General features: G+C 52.5%; 15 protein-coding genes and 2 pseudogenes. 7 read left to right on the plus strand and 10 right to left on the minus strand.

What is annotated here, in order from left to right:
* Positions 1 to 6 precede the first annotated feature (6 nt).
* From VQ065_RS09870 to VQ065_RS09910, 9 genes and pseudogenes are all read right to left on the minus strand, one after another.
* Positions 7 to 753, minus strand: coding sequence for a TIGR03747 family integrating conjugative element membrane protein (locus VQ065_RS09870; protein ID WP_226302390.1), 747 nt, complete (start codon positions 751 to 753; stop codon positions 7 to 9).
* A complete protein-coding gene (traD, locus tag VQ065_RS09875; protein ID WP_003086174.1) occupies positions 753 to 2,984 on the minus strand; it encodes a type IV conjugative transfer system coupling protein TraD in 2,232 nt (743 codons plus the stop codon). Before traD ends, VQ065_RS09870 begins: the two co-directional genes overlap by 1 nt.
* Positions 2,985 to 2,987: 3 nt before the next feature.
* A complete protein-coding gene (locus VQ065_RS09880) occupies positions 2,988 to 3,257 on the minus strand; it encodes a hypothetical protein (protein WP_003086175.1) in 270 nt (89 codons plus the stop codon).
* A gap of 8 nt (positions 3,258 to 3,265) precedes the next feature.
* Positions 3,266 to 3,766, minus strand: a complete 501-nt coding sequence (locus VQ065_RS09885) for an integrating conjugative element protein (RefSeq protein WP_003086176.1) — start codon at positions 3,764 to 3,766, stop codon at positions 3,266 to 3,268.
* On the minus strand, positions 3,763 to 4,344 hold the full coding sequence (locus tag VQ065_RS09890) for a hypothetical protein (RefSeq protein WP_003086178.1): 582 nt from the start codon (positions 4,342 to 4,344) through the stop codon (positions 3,763 to 3,765). Before VQ065_RS09890 ends, VQ065_RS09885 begins: the two co-directional genes overlap by 4 nt.
* Complete coding sequence (locus VQ065_RS09895) at positions 4,329 to 5,084, minus strand: TIGR03759 family integrating conjugative element protein (protein WP_003086180.1); 756 nt, start codon at positions 5,082 to 5,084, stop codon at positions 4,329 to 4,331. Before VQ065_RS09895 ends, VQ065_RS09890 begins: the two co-directional genes overlap by 16 nt.
* Positions 5,085 to 5,094: 10 nt before the next feature.
* Positions 5,095 to 5,775 (minus strand): hypothetical protein, encoded by a 681-nt coding sequence (locus VQ065_RS09900; RefSeq protein WP_003086182.1) that lies wholly within the window; start codon positions 5,773 to 5,775, stop codon positions 5,095 to 5,097.
* A 128-nt stretch (positions 5,776 to 5,903) separates the two neighbouring features.
* A pseudogene (locus VQ065_RS09905) lies at positions 5,904 to 6,266 on the minus strand (integrase core domain-containing protein); the annotation flags it as partial.
* A 15-nt stretch (positions 6,267 to 6,281) separates the two neighbouring features.
* A pseudogene (locus tag VQ065_RS09910) lies at positions 6,282 to 6,851 on the minus strand (IS5 family transposase); the annotation flags it as partial.
* 505 nt (positions 6,852 to 7,356) lie between these two features.
* Here VQ065_RS09910 and katA point away from each other — a divergent pair.
* Positions 7,357 to 8,805 (plus strand): catalase KatA, encoded by a 1,449-nt coding sequence (katA, locus tag VQ065_RS09915; protein ID WP_003134163.1) that lies wholly within the window; start codon positions 7,357 to 7,359, stop codon positions 8,803 to 8,805.
* A 382-nt stretch (positions 8,806 to 9,187) separates the two neighbouring features.
* Here katA and VQ065_RS09920 read toward each other — a convergent pair whose 3' ends face one another.
* Positions 9,188 to 10,045, minus strand: coding sequence for an alpha/beta fold hydrolase (locus VQ065_RS09920; RefSeq protein ID WP_003086189.1), 858 nt, complete (start codon positions 10,043 to 10,045; stop codon positions 9,188 to 9,190).
* Positions 10,046 to 10,075: 30 nt separating this feature from the next.
* On the opposite strand from VQ065_RS09920, the gene VQ065_RS09925 reads away from it, so the two are divergent.
* The 6 genes from VQ065_RS09925 to VQ065_RS09950 all read left to right on the plus strand — a co-directional run bounded on the left by VQ065_RS09925 (position 10,076) and on the right by VQ065_RS09950 (position 16,887).
* Positions 10,076 to 10,687 (plus strand): glutathione S-transferase family protein, encoded by a 612-nt coding sequence (locus VQ065_RS09925; protein WP_023094864.1) that lies wholly within the window; start codon positions 10,076 to 10,078, stop codon positions 10,685 to 10,687.
* A 373-nt stretch (positions 10,688 to 11,060) separates the two neighbouring features.
* Complete coding sequence (locus tag VQ065_RS09930) at positions 11,061 to 11,795, plus strand: pirin family protein (RefSeq protein ID WP_071535248.1); 735 nt, start codon at positions 11,061 to 11,063, stop codon at positions 11,793 to 11,795.
* 101 nt (positions 11,796 to 11,896) lie between these two features.
* Positions 11,897 to 12,481 (plus strand): isochorismatase family protein, encoded by a 585-nt coding sequence (locus tag VQ065_RS09935; RefSeq protein WP_031632454.1) that lies wholly within the window; start codon positions 11,897 to 11,899, stop codon positions 12,479 to 12,481.
* A gap of 214 nt (positions 12,482 to 12,695) precedes the next feature.
* Complete coding sequence (locus VQ065_RS09940) at positions 12,696 to 14,153, plus strand: efflux transporter outer membrane subunit (protein WP_223865676.1); 1,458 nt, start codon at positions 12,696 to 12,698, stop codon at positions 14,151 to 14,153.
* On the plus strand, positions 14,143 to 15,351 hold the full coding sequence (locus VQ065_RS09945) for an HlyD family efflux transporter periplasmic adaptor subunit (protein WP_023094862.1): 1,209 nt from the start codon (positions 14,143 to 14,145) through the stop codon (positions 15,349 to 15,351). The genes VQ065_RS09940 and VQ065_RS09945 overlap by 11 nt, the downstream gene beginning before the upstream one ends.
* Positions 15,352 to 15,366: 15 nt before the next feature.
* The gene (locus VQ065_RS09950) at positions 15,367 to 16,887 is read left to right on the plus strand and encodes an MFS transporter (protein ID WP_003086195.1); all 1,521 of its coding nucleotides are present in this window, start codon (positions 15,367 to 15,369) and stop codon (positions 16,885 to 16,887) included.
* Positions 16,888 to 17,267 lie beyond the last annotated feature (380 nt).

Below are 17,267 nucleotides of genomic sequence, written 5' to 3' on the forward strand. Positions count from 1 at the left end.
GGTCTCCTACAGGTACTTTTTGAAGGTGGATGCTGTGATGCATACCGCTACGCCGAGCAGCGCGGCGCAGGGCAACAGGATGAGCAGGGGATTGATGCTGATGGGGATTGCCAGGTAGAGCGTCCAAGGGACGACCGCTAGCGGAATGATGCTGCCGCGCGCCTTGTGGTAGAGGTAGCTGGACTCCCGGCCGGCGCCGAACTTGCGCAGGTCCCGGCGCACCAGGCCGTCCACCAGGCCGGTGAACGCGGCCATCAGGAACAACGGGATCGTCATGACCAGGATCACCAGGCGCACGACGAATGTCAGCACCGTGTACAGCGCGGCCAGGCCGTAGTTCTGCAGCGTGGAGACACCCTGGGCGGTGAGATAGCGAACGTCCAGCGGGCTCCGTGGCCCGGCCTGCGCGATGGTAGTCATGTTGGTCATCCAGTCGACCATCCCGGTCTTCACGAACAACCAGTCATAAGCCAACTGGGCCAGCCAGGTGGCGGTTCGACCTGGCTCCTGCACGACGACGCTGTGTAGCAGCCCCTGCGACAGCCAACTGAGTTCGTACTCGAACATGGCCTGGGCATGCTTCCAGCCCGCGTCAGGCCAGAAGAAATACAGGCAAACCCACTCCACGATGATTGCGCCGATCAGCGACCCGAACATCACGCCGAGAAATTGGAAGGGCGTACTGATGATGGTGCCGACAAGGGTCTTCTGGCTCTCTTGTTGCTGCTCTGCACGTTGAGTGACTTCAGCCATCAGGCGGCATCCTCACCGGCGCCGAGGTGACGGAAATCGTCGACCAGGTCCTGGGGCAGACTATCCTGCAGGGCGGAGTATCCCGGCGCCTCCCACCACTCGCTGTTGGCGGCCTGGCCCTTGCGCATACCGGCAGCCAGCTCCTGCAGGCTTTTCGGCATCACCTCGTCGGGATCGACCGCTGGCAGCGGCATTCGGATCTTCCAGAGATTGCCGCCCTCGAGTAGCGCGAACGCTTGTCCTTTGGGCAGACCAACGATGTGGGCCGGCTCGAGCATTGGCACGCTGGTCATCTGCACCTGGTCGTGCGAGCTGGAAGTGAAGGCTGCCTTCTTGTTGTTGATCGCGTCGTTGGCGCCGCTCGCCGGCGTGCTGGTGTAGATCTGGACCTTGGGGAGCTGATTGGTAAGGAGTTCGGCCGTGGCGGTCTCGCGCACCCGCAGCATGAACAGGTTGTTGAAGTTGCCGATGATCTGACCGGCCTTCGCGCGGGAGCCGATCTTGGCCTCGATGTCGCTCATGGTCTGGGTATAGGCCGTCACCTGCACGCCGGCGCCGCCCGCTTTGTTGACCATGGGGATGAACTCGTCGCCAATCAGCTCGTTGAACTCGTCGGCATGCAGGTTGATGCGGACCTTGCCGCCAGCGAGCGAGCCGGGCAGGCCGTCATCGACACCATGCTTGTAGATGTGACCCGCTACCGAGACCAGGTCGCTGAACATGGAGTTGCCCACCGCGGCGGCGACCTCGGTATCCGATAGTGCGTCGAGGCCGACGTAGACCACGGCGCGTTTGCGGATGACCTGCATCCAGTCGAAGATCGGCCGCGGATCGTTGAGGTCCGCGTAGTTGGGCGAAAGAAGCTCCGAGATCCGCCCGGTAGTGAGTTTCTCCAGCAGCGGCAGCAGCGAGGCCACGATCTTGTCGAAGTAGGTCTTGTCGTAGCGCACGGCGCTCTTCAGGCCTTCCATGACCGGGTCGGCGATGCGTTTCTGTGTCAGGTACTGGTCGATGGCTACGACCCGCAGGGGCCGTCCTTTCATGTTGAACGGGATGTTCTTGTCGTTGAGCTTGCCCTCGATCTGGATGATGGTGTCCCAGGCCCTGGGATCGTGCTCGCTGATGTATTTCTGCGCATATTCGACGAACAACGCATCGATGTTCACGACGTGCCGGAGGATCTGCTGGTAGTCAGGCCGGATACCCAGCGCGTGCAGCGCGCGGGCGATGATGTTGACGAACCGCCAGGCGAACTCGCGGAACGCCGCGCTGTTGCCCTCGCCGGAGAGCTGGCCGGCGACGCGGGTGGCGACCTCAGAGATCCGACCGAACCGGCCGACGGCGTTGTAGCGTGCCGACAGGTCAGGATGACCGAGGTGGAACACGTAGAACTCGTCCAGGCGGCCGGCACGTTCGCATTCCACGTACATACGCTTCAGCAGATCAGCGTCGCCTTTCGGGTCGAAGACTATCACCACCTCGTAGTCCGGCTGCTCCTCTGCGCGCCGGCGCCGATAGCCGTGGTGAACCGTCTGGGTCCGCCGGCCCATCTTCACTCGCTGGCGTCGGCCCCGGTAGTGGGTGCGGCGAATATCCTGGGTGATGAACAGTTCCGCGAGTCGCGTCTTACCCACCCGCGTGGTGCCAAGCACCAGGGTGTGGCCGACGCGCTCGCCCAGTTGCAATCCCACGTCCTCCTCTCGCGGTTCGATGCCGTGGAGCCGAGGCAGACCGCCCACGGGTGGCAACGGCCGAGCGGGGTTCCAGGCCACGTCCCAGGCAGTGGCTTTGGCGACCAGCTTCAGGGGGAAGGGGGCAAACTCGAGCTGCTTCTCCAACCGGCGCGCGCGCTGGTAGAGCGGCGAGGGCTCGACGTAGGAGGCGAACTGGGGCAGGTAGGTATCTGCCAGGCGCTGCGTATGCTTCTGCGTCCAGCGAAATCCTTTACCGATGAACAGGTGTTCGTTGCTGACCGGCATCTCGGCGCTGGTCATCGTGTACTTCGGCAGTCGGCGAATGTTCCGCCGGTAGCGGAGCACCACGCCGGCCTGCTTCAGCCGCACGATACCCAGCCAGGCGAAGCACAGCGCGGCCACGATGCCGAACAGCGGAGTGAGGGCGAACGTCCACGGCGCGACGATGCAGAGCGCGGCCGCGGTGAAGCACACGGTGGTGGTGTAGAGCTCCACGGCAGGCCGCAAGAGCGCTTCCAGCGGGTACTGGCCAGCCATGGGTTACACCTTCAGGCTTGCCGGCGCCTGCAGGCGGCCCGATCGGCGGCCCTTGGCATGAAGTTCGAGCACCTGTTTCCTGGCTTGCTCTACCTCATCATCAGGCAGCATCTGCTCCAGCAGCTCGCAGAGGGTCGACTCGTCCTCTAAGGCCTTGGACGCCACCTCACCGCCGTAGCGTGAGATCAGGTCGAGCAACCCCTGGTACATGAGTTGGCGTGCCTGAGCGTCGCTCGGCTGCTTGATGACTAGGGTGATCAGGTGAGTAGTCATGAGGACTCCTACTGCTGGATGGCGGTGGATGTGATGAGGGCGGGGTAGTGCCGCAGCCCTAGCCGGTCGACCAGGTCGTCCGCCGGCGCCGGCAATATCTGAAGTCCTTTCCCCCAGGCCCGGATTTCCGTCAGGCGCGCTTCGCTGGCCACGTTCACTGCCAGGCCCACGGCTTGGAGGCCTCGGAGCTCGTCGACTCGTTCTTTCAGCCAGGTTCGAGACAGCGTGTCGTCGCCGACCAGGAACAGCGGTTGCAGGCCTGGAGCGTTGATGGCGCGCCCCTGGACCTGTCCTGGCGAAAGGCGGGCGGAGCGAACTGGAAACGCACCTGAGCCACGGATGCCCAGGTCGCCAGGTCCTGGTGCGGCAGCGGATGGCTGCGGATCCAGGCCCTGGTAGTAGGGGAGCGCCGAGGCGCCGCCGAGGTCTTCGACAACGATCAGCCCGGCGGCCCAGGCTTGAGTCGCGAGCACTGTGCAAAATGCCAGCGTGGCAAGGATCTTCTTCATGGATTGGTCACCAGTAGGTTGACGCCGAGGACTTGGCTAAGGTGGCGGGATACCGTCCTACGGTATTTGGCGGCAGGCGCGCCGCCGGCGGGGCGGTGGTAGCGGCCGGCAACTTGGATCCAGTCCACCGGTCTTCCCGGGGCGGATGCATACAGGGCGTCCCGCTGCTCGATCAGGATGTCGGAGGTGGCGTCCAGGTTCTTGTACGGATCTAGGGACTCGCAGGGGCTGGAGAAACGATGTCCGTTCCAGCCTATGTTGACCTGGCCGAGGCCGGAATCGACGCTCTTGGCCCCGTAGAGGTTGATTGCCGCGAGTAGCGCTGTGCAGGCGGTGGTGCGGGTTGCGTAGTAGTAGGATTTCCCGGCGAGGTTCAATGTCCAGGGCCAGGGAACGTATTCGCCGCGCAGCAGGACCTTGCTCTCGGTCAGCGCGACCGAGTAGAGCACCTCGGCCGGAACCCCTTTGGCCAGGGCGATCTGCTTGTACGCCGGCGGTGGATCCACGGCGGCCTGAGCGATGTTGACTAGGGCCAGCAGGGTGGCCAGTTGGAGGGCTCGAACTACAGACGTTGCCATCGGCCGTTCACCTCCTGTACCAGGGCGGGAAGGGCCCCGCCCAGTCCCAGGGCCATCCAGCGGCCCTCGTCATGATTGAGCGTGATCTGCTTGCTGCGAACCTTCTTCGGGTCGATGCCGGCGAGGATTGCCCAGTGCCGCACTCGCTCTGCGTCGTTCTGGCTACCGACGAAGTAGAGGTCGAACTCCTTTTCTGCATGTTGCAGGTCTCGGACCCGCTGGATGCAGGCGGTGCAGTTGTCCTGGACGAACAGGGCCAGGCGCCCGCTGCTCTGCAACGCTGGGCTCATGTTCGGCGCGCTCGACGGGTTGGCCGCGCTGTTTTCGGTGAGGCGGATCACCCCCTCGCCTGGATAGGCGCGGGCGAAGGCTTCGTCATATGCGCGCTGGTAGGCGAGTTCCTTCTCGACCCGGCGCCGTTCGGCCTGGACCTGTAGATCGGCATACCGCCGCCGTTCCTCTGCCGATCGCGCCTCGATGCCCAGCGCGGTCAGCGGGTCAATGCCAGGCGAGTACACGCCCCGGGGGCCTTGCATGAGCGTCTGGTAGCGGGTCCATTCCTGTTGGTTCAGTCCCCACTCCTGGGCCAGGTCGCTCTGAGATATCTGTTGTTTCAGCGTGCCGAGTTGGCTACCGGACAGCTGGCTGCTGGTCTCTCGGCTTGCCGCAGCCTCTTGGCCGACTGCGGGATAGCTCAGCAGCAGCACCAGGCCGGACAGGAGCGATACGGTTCTGATCATGGGCGGGGTCCTATGGTTGGATGCGAACGCTGCGCGAGGCGCCGGCGACGTCGAAGTGCGCGGTACCATCGTCAAGGTCGGTCAGTCGCCAGTTCGTGCCGGCGACGGCATCTCCCTGGCGAATGAGGTAGATCTGGCTGAGCTGGGTGGATCCCGGAGGTGCAACCGACAGAAACCGTTCGCCCCCGCGATACTCCACGCCAAGGATCGAGAAGGGAGGAGGCTCCATCGGTTTGGGTTTCGGCTTGGGCTTGGCGGGTATGGGGCGTTTTGGCGCTGGCACGATCAGCGGCGGCGCCTTGGCCTGCTTTTCTTGAAGCGTGCGGACAGAACCGTCCAGTGTCTCCACGGTTGCCTTGAGCACCAGGAGATCGCCGGCCGAGGCGGTGGTCTGAGCCAGGTTCTCGACGGCATCCTTGGCGAACGCCTGCGCGGCGTCAATGCGGTTGGACAACGCCTTCTGGCCTGAGCGGAAGTCCTCGTTGCTGACCAGGTGCTGTCCATCCACGGTGTCGAGGCGCTCGTCGACTCGATTCAAGCGAGCCAGGATCGCCTTTAGCGAGGTCTTTTCCGCGGCACTGTCCACGCCTGATCGGAGCTGAATGAGTTGGTACTGCTGGTAGCCCAGCAGGCCGGCCATTGCCGCCAGGCAGAGGCCAAGAATCATTGATGCAGGGGATGGGCGTTTCATGAGGGTCCTCGCACGAAGCTGGGGACAACCTCTCAAATGGACAACGTTGATGCAGTAGGAAATACTCGGTAGGAGGGGGAGGGATTTTCTTTCGGATTGCTGACCTGCCCCAGTTTTAGTACCTCTGCCTAGTTAGTAGGCTCTGGGGTTGAGATCAATTTTTCCTGCTTCAGTTGCTGCTGGTGAGTTCGCCAACTTGCAGCAAATTCTGCCGGGGTGAGATTGCCAATGGTGCTGTGCGGTCGGTGCTCGTTGTAATCCCACCGGCAGGCCGTGATCTGGACTCTCGCTTCGGCCTGCGAGTAGAACCAGTGCTCATTGAGGCATTCGTCCCAGAACTTGCCGTTAAATGACTCGATGAAGGCATTCTGCGTGGGCTTGCCAGGCTGAATCAGCTTCAGCTTGATGTCGCGCTGATACGCACACTGATCAAGCGCCTTGCCGGTGAATACGGGGCCTTGGTCCGTGCGGGTCGCCTGTGGGTAGCCGCGAACTGCATGCTCTGGACGCTTTTCAACCCCGTAGCCCGCATCCGTACAAACTACGTTCCGTCGCCGTGCAGCAATTTGTCGGCCGGAGTAACGTCCACAACGTTGCCCGCCGTACCCACTACGCTGTGCACCACCAGACGCGTCATCCACACCGATATGCGCCTTCATGCCGAAGTAGTACTGGTTACCCTTCTTGGTCTGGTGCATTTCTGGATCGAGCTTGCCATCCTTGTTCTTGGCTGAACTCGGCGTATGGATCAGCGTGGCATCGACAATGGCGCCCTCCCGCAGCGACAAGCCACGATCCCCCAGATAGCCATTGATCATCGCCAGAACTCCAGCCGTCAACTCGTGCTGCTCCAGCAGCCGGCGGAAGTTGAGGATGGTGGTTTCGTTCGGAATGCGCTCCAGGCTCAAGCCGGTGAACTGGCGCAAGATGGTTGTCTCATACAGGGCTTCCTCCATCGTCGGATCGCTGTAGCTGAACCAGTTCTGTATCAGGTGCACGTGCAGCATCGCCATCAACGGGTAAGCTGGGCGACCGCCTTCACCCTTCGGGTAGTGCGGCTGGATCAGGGCAACCAAACCCTTCTACAGCACCTCCTGATCTATCTCGATCGGGAACAGTTCCTTGCGGGTCTGCTTGCACTTGCCGGCGCACTCGGCGTCGGAGAAGGTCATCTGCTTCATTGGAATACGCGGGCAATGGGATCGGCGTATTTCACCAGATTCTGAGCGTACTGGAAGGCCTTCGTGAGAGGATTACTGCAAACTTTGATATTTCTGACAGAGGGATTCTACGAGAAAGTTAATATTTAACATGGTTTATATGTTTTTGATCTCTATTCTGGCTTTGTATTGATTTATATTGTTGTGATATCGCTGTGTAGATGTCTGGGGTGATACTTTTCTTGCGTGAGTGCTTGGTAAACGAGCAATTATTTAGTTTTATTGCACTTTGTTTTTCCTGTTTTTCGAGGTTGCTCTGTTTGATTTTTTAATCGGAATTCAGAATTCCATTTTTAATATTAATCTTAGGCCTCGTGCCGGCTATAGTTACCAGCGAGACTTCCAATTCTATAGGTGGAAAATGTCAACAGGAGTACGTTTGACCACTGCCGCCGGGGCTCCGGTGGTCGATAACCAGAACGTGCAGACCGCCGGTCCGCGTGGCCCGATGTTGCTGCAGGACGTGTGGTTCCTCGAGAAGCTCGCCCACTTCGATCGCGAAGTGATCCCCGAGCGCCGCATGCATGCGAAAGGCTCCGCGGCCTACGGCACCTTCACCGTCACCCATGACATCACCCCCTACACCCGGGCGAAGATCTTCTCCCAGGTCGGCAAGAAGACCGATATGTTCCTGCGCTTCTCCACCGTCGCCGGTGAGCGCGGCGCGGCGGATGCCGAGCGCGACATCCGCGGCTTCTCCATGCGTTTCTACACCGAGCAGGGCAACTGGGACCTGGTCGGCAACAACACCCCGGTGTTCTATCTGCGCGACCCGCTCAAGTTCCCCGATCTCAACCACGTGGTGAAGCGTGACCCGCGCACCAACCTGCGCAATGCGACCTTCAAGTGGGACTTTTTCTCTCACCTCCCCGAGTCGCTGCATCAGTTGACCATCGACTTCAGCGACCGCGGTCTGCCGAAGAGCTATCGGCACATCCATGGTTTCGGCAGCCATACCTTCAGCTTCATCAATGCGAACAACGAGCGCTTCTGGGTCAAGTTCCACTTCAAGACCCAACAGGGTATCGAGAACCTGACCAACGCCGAGGCTGCCGAAGTGATCGCCCAGGACCGCGAGAGTTCGCAGCGCGACTTGTACGAGAGCATCGAGAAAGGCGACTTCCCGCGCTGGAAGATGTACGTGCAGATCATGCCCGAGAAGGAAGCGGCCACCTATCGTTACAACCCGTTCGACTTGACCAAGGTCTGGCCCCACGGTGACTACCCGTTGATCGAAGTGGGCTTCTTCGAGCTGAACCGTAACCCGGACAACTACTTCGCCGAGGTCGAGCAGGCCGCTTTCACGCCGGCCAACGTGGTGCCCGGTATCGGTTTCTCTCCAGACAAGATGCTCCAGGGCCGTCTGTTTTCCTACGGCGATGCCCATCGCTACCGCCTGGGCGTCAACCACCACCAGATCCCGGTGAACGCCGCGCGTTGCCCGCACCAGGTCTACCACCGCGACGGCGGCATGCGGGTGGACGGTAATAATGCATTATTACGTGTCACCTACGAGCCTAACAGCTACAACCAGTGGCAGGAGCACCCGGATATCTCCGAGCCGCCGCTGAGCCTGGAGGGCGTGGCGGACCACTGGAGCCACCGGGTGGACGACGACTACTACAGCCAGCCGGCTGCGCTGTTCCATCTGTTCACCGACGAGCAGAAGCAGCGGTTGTTCGCCAACATCGCCGAAGACATTCGCGATGTCCCGGAACAGATCCAGCGGCGCCAGATCGGCCTGTTCCTTAAGGTCGATTCAGAGTACGGGAAAGGTGTTGCCGATGCGCTTAGTGTTAAAAGGAAGTAGTAGCGCTTAAAGTAATAATTTGTCTAATTTGATTTCTTGAAAAATTATCTATCTGATTTGAGAGAGTCATATGAAAATTATCATAAAGCAGCATGATAAAGAAAGGATGAGTCGTGAGTTTAAAGGGGCGGGAGTGGACCTTTGGGAGGTGTATCAGGGGGAGGTACTTGTTGGAGTATACCAAAGTGAAGACGAAGCGATAAAGTATAAGGAGTCCTTGGAAGAAAGAACGAAGGAAAGCTGAATGGTTATTGTAAATAATGTTTGGAGGGTGAAATAATTTTTTGCAAGCTGTCTTGCACCGTTGCTGCAGCCTGCCCCCGTTCGCAGCAACGGATTTTTATAATTTTATTTGTGTTGTACTGACAGGAAAAGTTTTGGCCTATTTGCTATTTAAGAAATTTATAAGCACATTTACTAGTTGCTCCGGTTGCTCCTCCGGAATCCAGTGGCCACTACGATCGATTACAATGGTTTTTACATTCTGGGCCAAAGGTTTCATGAGTTCACCCACATGGTTGCCCATTCCGTGTGAACCCCCAATACCCAGCACTGGCATCGGCAGTTTGGTTGATGCGTTTTCTTTGTTATTGATTGCGTCAACAGTGAACGCTCGATAATGTTCAAATCCACCTCGCAATCCTCCGGGAGTTTTCATGTTAGTAGAGTAGTGGGCTATATCCTCGTCTGTAATGGCTGATGCATCATAAGCAAGGTGCTGTATGAAATATCTCAAGAAAACTTCTTCATGCCCTGTTACTAATGATTCTGCAACACCTGGAGCTATAAAGAAGCCAAAGTGCCAAAGATGTGGAAAGCGAGCTGTATCTTGTAAGGCCTCTAGACCTAGGCCCGGGATCGCAGCCTCCATTACGACTAATTTTTTTACCTCGTTAGGATGCGAGGCTGCATACTCATACGCAACCATTAAACCGATATCGTGCCCGACGAGATATATTTTTTCAAAACCCAGTTGATGAATTAGTTCATGAATATCTTTGGCAACTGTTCTTTTGTCGTATCCACTGCTTGGTTTGTCTGAGTCACCGAAACCTCGCATGTCAGGAGCAATGACGGTGAAGTGAGAAGCTAAAGAAGGGATGACATGACGCCATTCTCTTCTACTTTGTGGCCAACCATGAAGCAATACCAGAGGTTCACCCGAGCCTGAAATACTGTAACGCAAACGCACTCCATTGACTATGGCACTATGCTGAGTTGGTTTAGTATTGTTTTTCATATACGTATCCTTAATATAAGGAGAATTTAGATGAAGTTGTTCTATGCACCTGGAACCTGCGCGGTTGCATGTTGGATTGCACTTGAATGGGTTGGAACTCAATATGATCTGATAAATGTCGATTACACCTCCAAAGAGTTTCAGCAAGTAAATCCTCTTATGTTGGTTCCGGCCTTGGATACAGGGGGAGGGCAAGTTTTGACACAGGCTAGTGCTATATTGACCTACATATCCGAGCAATATCCTTTAGCATCAATAGGGTGCGGTGATAGTGTAGAAGCTAGATCGAAGTTCAATGAGGTAATGTCTTTCTTGTCAAGTGACTTTCATCCATCTTTCTGGCCATTTTTTTCACCCCAGCGCTTTACAGTAAATGAATCCTCAGAAGCACTTGAAGACGTCGTTGGCGCCGCCCACGTAAGAATAAATCGAGTAATGACTCACCTTGACCAACTTGTTGGAGAAGAAGGATACCTGTACCTAGGACGACGATCAGTAGCAGATGCGTACGCATATGTCATGATTCGATGGACTGAAAGACTGCCGAAAAAATGGCGAGAGTACCCCAATATTGCTAGGTTCTATTCTCTAATGGAAAAAGACCCTATAGTCAAAAAGGTCATCCAGCTCTCCAACGCATGATCGCTTGATTACTTTCTGCATATCTCTGCTGTAGATGTCAATAGTGGTGGCATCCTCAGCAGATACTCGGTAGGTGTGCCGGTGCGGAACGCTAATAAACTGTGGGCAGTAGGAATACCTAGGTGTTGCACTGAGGCTAGAAGGCATGCGGTTTTCTGCTTTTTTTAGTCGGTAGCTAGGCAGGATTGATCCAGAAATGGAAAACTGTTATTCAAGATTAGGTCTTTATCTCGACTTCAAAACTGATTAAAGATTGCTAAAGCCTTATCGTGAAGGGATTTATATTTGTGGTATTAGTCAATATATATGTGGCTACGTTATTTAGGTGATGTTTACTATCCAGAAGTTTTGGTGAGGTTTAATTGAGATGGTTATGCCTATTACTCTTTCTGTTCAGCGTATGCGACATGGTGATGGATTTAATGCTTACATGCTACGCAATGCGCAAGGAGTGCTGGATCCTTTCCTTGGGGTTGATCACGCTTGGATGAGTGCGCCTACTTTCCCGCCTCACTCTCACTCCGGTTTTTCTGCTGTTTCGTATCTGTTTCTTGACTCAGAGACGAGCATTCACAATAGAGACTCGATTGGAACGGATAATACTATTAGAGCGGGCGGAGTGCATTGGACTACTGCCGGGGTAGGAGTGATTCATGAAGAGGTTCCTGCTGAGACCGATAAAACGGTACATTCATTGCAGATTTTTGTAGATTTAAGCATTGAGAAAAAAAATCTCGAGCCATATCCACTAATACTTGAGCCAGAAAATGTACCTGTAGTTCGATTTCCGGGAGTCGAAGTGCGTGTGCCCATAGGCAGTTTCTTCGATATGAAGTCACCTCTAACGCCGCCTACTGATGTGACGTTGCTTGATATTTTAATTGAAAAGGATAACGGACTTTCTGTGCCTGTTGAAGCGGGGAAAATAGCATTTGCTATTCCAATTTTTGGAAAGATTGAAATAGGTGGAGATTCTTATGAGTGCGAGGATCTTAAGATTCCCTTGTTTCCAGTAAGCCCAGAGCCATATATTGTTGAGATAAAATCGAGTAATGGACGCGCTGGAGTTGCAATGTTCGTTGGGAGTCCGCTTCATACAGCGTTGTAAAGTTTGACTTTATTAGAATTCTATTTTGATTTTGTTGGGTGTAGAACAGTGCCCAACTTTCGCTGAAGCCTAGCCTTCAGCTTATATTGAGGAGAAAGAATATGTCTTTTAAAAGATTTACGGCGGATAACGCTGTTATGCTTCTGATCGATCATCAGGTTGGTACTATGGGGTGGGCCAAATCTCTGCCATTCGAAGAGCTAAAACGTAATGCGTTGATGTTGGCTAAGGCTGCCGCCATACTCAAGATGCCTACTGTTCTGACTTCCAGCATGGAGGAGCATGCTCAAGGGCCATTGCTCTCGGAGTTGCAGGATATTTTACCGAAGGAGTTTGCCGCCCGTATAAAACGCGTTGGCATCGTGAATTCGATGGATGACGAAAACTTTGCCGCAGCGGTACGAGCCTCCGGTCGTCAAAATATAATAATTGCTGGTGTTACCAATGATGTCTGTACAGTGTATCCAGCACTAAGCCTTGTGCTTGAGGGCTATTCCGTACAAGTTGTTGCCGATGCCGGTGCCTCTCCAACTAGATTTGCCGATGATATGGCGCTCCGGCGTATGGAGAAAAATGGCGTAACTCTTACCAGCACTAACCAACTAATTGCAGAGCTTGCAGGGAATTGGGCTACTGCAGAGGGCGGGCAGCTTGCGCAGATTCTTCAAGACGCCTTGATGGCTTAACTTTATAAGCAAGGCTCAGTAAGCAGTGCTTCTGAGCCTTGCTTTTTTATATTTAGAATATAAGTGCTCTCTCAATGAAATTTGTTGCTGCTTTATCTTTGGGTTGGGTACAGCGGCCCCTTGCAAAGAAAGTGTTTAGTAAGACATCCTTTTAAATTTTAAATAAAAATAAATTTCCAGGGGGTGTTTCGTGCGCTTGCGTGTGTGCGTGGTAGTGATACTAAGCTCTTTTTTGTCGTCTGGTTGTGTTCCAAAGCACATAAGGCCGCAGTCTGAGGTTTTACGGGCAGAAGACTTCGGATTGAAAAAGACTAATGGCAAATTCTCGAGAACTATATGGCCAACGCTAGATTGGTGGAAAGTTTTTGGCGATAAACAGTTAAACCTATTAGTTCAGGAAGGAATAGCCAATAGTAGTGACTTACGGGCTGCAGAAGCGCGTATTCGTCAGGCTAATGCAATTGCTGGGTCAGTAGAGTCAGAGCTATGGCCGAGTTTAAATGGTACGGCAGAGTTTTCGCGTAGTCGCACCTCATTGTACGGTAGAGGTAATGGGGCTTGGAGCAAATTGTACGATGCGAAAATTAGTTCTTATTTTGAGCTGGATATCTGGGGGAAGAACCGCGCCGCTCTTAAAGCTGCAATTGGTCGATTAAAATCGAAAGAGATTGAACGATACGCTACGCAATTATCCTTGGCTCATTCAATCGTGCAGGCTTATATAAACCTAGATCAGCTATACAGCGAGCTTGCTATTCAACAGGAAATGCTTGAAACCTATAAGAGCTTGCTAGAATTGACTCGTCAGCGCTATTTTGCCGACTTGGATTCATTAGTAAGTGTTAAGCAAGCTCTGGCGGCTATTCCTGCTACCCGTGCAGAAATAGCGTCTTTGAGAGAGTCTCTGGAGTTGACTCGTAACCAGTTTGTAATGCTAGTTGGAAAAGGGCCTGATAGAGGGCTGCAAATAGAAGAGCCAAGTATAAACTATGCTGATATTACTATGGTTCCTGACAACCTGCCGGCGGAGTTGCTTGGGCACCGTCCGGATATAGTCGCTAACAGGTGGATGGTTGAGGCGAAAAGTTATGATGTGCGCGTTTCAAAAGCCGAGTATTATCCGAATATAAATTTATCATCTTTTATTGGAGTGCAGTCCCTTGGCTTTTCAAATCTGCATAAAAGAAATAGTTATGAGTTTTCAGTTGGACCAGCGCTTTCTTTACCGATTTTTGATGCGGGAAGGCTCGACTCTAACTTGGCTGATGCTATTTCTAGTTATGATCTGGCGGTGGAAAACTATAATGCAGGCTTGACCGGAGCTCTGCAGGATCTAGCGGATCAGATGACTTCTCTAAAGTGGCTGAAAGAGCGTCTGAAAGAGCGTCTGAAAGAGCGTCCGAAAGAGCAAGGAGAGGCACTGAAAACCTCCCAGGAAAGCGCTGATTTAGCATTGGCTCAGTACGGTGCAGGACTAGTAAGCTATTTGCAAGTTATCTCTACACAAAGTGTGGTGTTTAGTCAGAAGTTACTATTGTCTCAGCTGACATCTCGCGGTTTATCGCTTTATGCTCAATTAAACAGAGCACTGGGAGGTGGTTATTCTCCTGATAATCTGCCATTGGTTTCAGATATTTCTTCTAATCTCTTAGAGCCTAGAAATGAACGATAAGAGTTCTGCGTCACCTGCTTCGTCAAAGTTAGGGGGTATTGTAGCCCCTATTCAAGATGGTGGGAAAGGTATTTTGCTGGTTTCTATAGTCATTGTCTTTGTTTTGATAACATTATCTGTTTTTTGGTATTTCTATGAGTTAAATGTGGAAAGAACTGAAGATGCACAGGTAAATGGGAATGTCGTGCAAGTGACAGCTCAAATTGATGGTACAGTAATTGCGATTCATGCCGATGATACCGATCATGTTAAAGCCGGCACGCCCCTTGTACGACTAAATCCTGTAGATCAGGAGATCATTTATGAAAGAGCTCGTGCTGCGCTTGCTAAAGCTACGAGATCTGTGCGTTCACTGTACTTACAGGTCTCCGAAGCCAAAGCCGATCTAGTTCAAAGGCAAGCGGATGTCAAAAAAGCTAAAACTGATTTAGCCAGGCGCATGCGAATTGCGTCGGTGGGGGCTGTCTCTCGTGAGGAGATCAGCCATGCCGAAGACGCTCTTAAAAGCGCTCTTGCTGCTCAGGACTCAACTCAGCAGATTCTTTCTCAGCGTTTGGCTCAGGTGGATAATACGGTAATACGCTCACACCCTGATGTGGCCACTGCTGCGGCTAGCTTGCGGGAGGCTTATATCGCGAGAAAGCGGACTATTATTCCAGCACCCGTTGATGGGATGATAACTAAACGCAATGTTCAAGTCGGTCAGCATATCGGCGCCGGAGTTGCACTTATGTCGGTGGTTCCATTAGATAGTTTATGGGTTACGGCTAACTTTAAAGAGTCTCAACTGGAAGATATTCGCATCGGGCAGCCTGTTGAGCTAACAGCCGATATGTATGGTTCTGATGTTGTGTATCACGGAGAGGTTGTTGGCCTGGATGCAGGAACTGGTAGTGCGTTTTCACTATTCCCTGCCCAAAATGCAACAGGGAACTGGATTAAGGTTACACAGCGTGTTCCTGTGAAGATATCCCTGGATTCAAATGAGGTTGTGAGGAATCCTTTACGTGTAGGTTTGTCTATGCATGCAGTAGTCGATACTAGTAATGTTAGTGGGAAGGCTATTAGGACAGGTATTGTTTCAAAGTTCACCTATGATACACAGGTTTTTGATCATGAACTTAAGAATGCTAACGATGAGGTGGAAGAAATTATTCGAAGTAATGAAGGCTTTATGATGTCGCCGCCAAAATTCTGATGTGAGAAACTTAAATTGGCTATTAGTTATGCTTCTCTTTATCTAGCAGTATTGCTGCTGTCAACAATACAGTTTTTAGAGTCCAGTATGTTGGGTTTTGCCTCGACTCCTATTCGTGGAGAGATACAGGCTAGTCCGGAAGAGTATAGTTTTATTGCCGTCTTGTATGCTTGTTTTGCAGTTCTGTCCATTTCAAAGGTTCGATGGTTCATTGAGCGTATCGGATGGAGATATTATGTATTTTTTTCAATTATTTTGTATTTAGTTGGTGCGCTGGTCTGTAGCCTCAGTGACGAAAAAATAAGCTTCTCGATCGGGCGTGCCATTATGGCTTTGGGAGGAGGGACATTTATGACTATCGGGAGGCTCCTTGCAAATACGCTCCCAGGTCATTTACGTTTCAATGGAATTTGTTTTTTTGCAACAGGCGTCCTGCTTGGTACCATGGGCGGGCCTTGGCTAGCTGCGTTAACTGTTAGTGAAGGCCATTGGCAAGCGATGTTCTGGGCCCTGCTGCTATTGGCATGTATCGTTGCTTTGTTGACTATTATTTATGCTCCGAAAATGGAGCTTCCTAGAGAGACCTGGTCTAGTAGTAGTTTTTCTTTTGTTTTTTTGTTAGGGCTTTTTTCATTCTTTATACTCTATTTGCTGCAGCGCTCTTATTATGATTTTTATAATGAAGGAGTGATATTGGTATGTTTTGTTTTCTTGTTCCTTGGGGGCTTGATATCTATTTTTTATACTGAGCATCAGCGTGAAAGGCCGCTATTTCGGTTGAGGGATATTCTTACTAAACGTTATGTGGCTGGTGTTGGATTGTTTTGTGTGTGTTACCTCTTGATCGGTATGAATAATTATGTACAACCTCAGTATCTGTCGACTGGCTTAAAATATTACTGGGAGTCTATAGGTGTGTTTCAGGCTGTAGCTTTGTTATGTACACTGGTGATTTGGATGCCAGTGATGCGTTTTTTATTACCCAAGTATCCTTCCCCTGTAAAGTATTGGGTGTTTGCATTCGGCTCTCTTGCGGTATATGCGTGGATCTTTTGTTCCTTTTCACCAGTGGTTGATGTGTGGGCTCATATCGTACCGGCTCTAGTGTTGAGTGGATTTTTTATTAGCGCGGGGATGGGGACTACGGCAATGCAAACCTTTAGGGAATTTGGTGGCAATGAACAATTATTTGCGCATGCTTATCAGTTGAAAAATATGTTAGGGCAGATTGTACAGGCTATAGGGACGGCTGCTGCAACTATATTCATGCAGTGGCGGCAGACGGTTCAGTATGGGAACTTGAACATAAATATGGTCACCGGTGATCCTTTGTATAGCAGGAGTATAGAGGAGATGTCAAAGTATATTTCCCTTACGTATGGCAGCAAGCAGTCCGACGCGCTGGCAATATTTCAACAGTCTCAAGAGTTAAGTCGACAAGCTGTTTTTTTGGCCGGAGTTGAATACTACTGGTTGATTTTTTGGGTTTCCATGATTGTTTTGTTGGTCTCAGTGGTTCAGCGAGTTTTTAGGTAAGAGCTTTATGGTTCTTATGAAATAGCTACTTGTGGGGGTTAATGGTTTGTGATCCGTTGTTTTTGGGAGATATATATCCTGTGTCTAATATTCTGAGTTTTCATTTTCCTTTGCTGTACTTCTCTATAATTAGGCCAAAGCTATTGGGGGCCTATGTTTAGCTTATAAAGCTGTCGCCTTGTCGCCGTTGTGTGCTGGTAGTTGTGATATCCTAGTATGTATGATATTGGAGTAGGTGTTCTATTGCTTTCACGTGGATTAAAGAACAGCCTGTTGGTGTTCGAGTTGATTGGTTCATGATCTTCCTTCTGCAATAGTGATGGTTTATTTTGTTTTTGAGGATTTTCTTCTAGTTTTATTTGTGCTTAATGCCTTTTAAT

The sequence above is a fragment of the Pseudomonas sp. KBN10P06128 genome (assembly GCF_037574945.1).
Taxonomy (GTDB): Bacteria; Pseudomonadota; Gammaproteobacteria; order Pseudomonadales; family Pseudomonadaceae; genus Pseudomonas; species Pseudomonas aeruginosa.

Coding starts and splice junctions, on each gene's coding strand:
- VQ065_RS09880 (WP_003086175.1), bottom strand. CDS start 3,257: ATGACTACTCACCTGATCACCCTAGTCATCAAGCAGCCGAGCGACGCT.
- VQ065_RS09930 (WP_071535248.1), top strand. CDS start 11,061: ATGCCTATTACTCTTTCTGTTCAGCGTATGCGACATGGTGATGGATTT.
- katA (WP_003134163.1), top strand. CDS start 7,357: ATGTCAACAGGAGTACGTTTGACCACTGCCGCCGGGGCTCCGGTGGTC.
- VQ065_RS09895 (WP_003086180.1), bottom strand. CDS start 5,084: ATGATCAGAACCGTATCGCTCCTGTCCGGCCTGGTGCTGCTGCTGAGC.
- VQ065_RS09935 (WP_031632454.1), top strand. CDS start 11,897: ATGTCTTTTAAAAGATTTACGGCGGATAACGCTGTTATGCTTCTGATC.
- VQ065_RS09920 (WP_003086189.1), bottom strand. CDS start 10,045: ATGAAAAACAATACTAAACCAACTCAGCATAGTGCCATAGTCAATGGA.
- VQ065_RS09890 (WP_003086178.1), bottom strand. CDS start 4,344: ATGGCAACGTCTGTAGTTCGAGCCCTCCAACTGGCCACCCTGCTGGCC.
- VQ065_RS09925 (WP_023094864.1), top strand. CDS start 10,076: ATGAAGTTGTTCTATGCACCTGGAACCTGCGCGGTTGCATGTTGGATT.
- VQ065_RS09945 (WP_023094862.1), top strand. CDS start 14,143: ATGAACGATAAGAGTTCTGCGTCACCTGCTTCGTCAAAGTTAGGGGGT.
- VQ065_RS09900 (WP_003086182.1), bottom strand. CDS start 5,775: ATGAAACGCCCATCCCCTGCATCAATGATTCTTGGCCTCTGCCTGGCG.
- VQ065_RS09870 (WP_226302390.1), bottom strand. CDS start 753: ATGGCTGAAGTCACTCAACGTGCAGAGCAGCAACAAGAGAGCCAGAAG.
- traD (WP_003086174.1), bottom strand. CDS start 2,984: ATGGCTGGCCAGTACCCGCTGGAAGCGCTCTTGCGGCCTGCCGTGGAG.
- VQ065_RS09885 (WP_003086176.1), bottom strand. CDS start 3,766: ATGAAGAAGATCCTTGCCACGCTGGCATTTTGCACAGTGCTCGCGACT.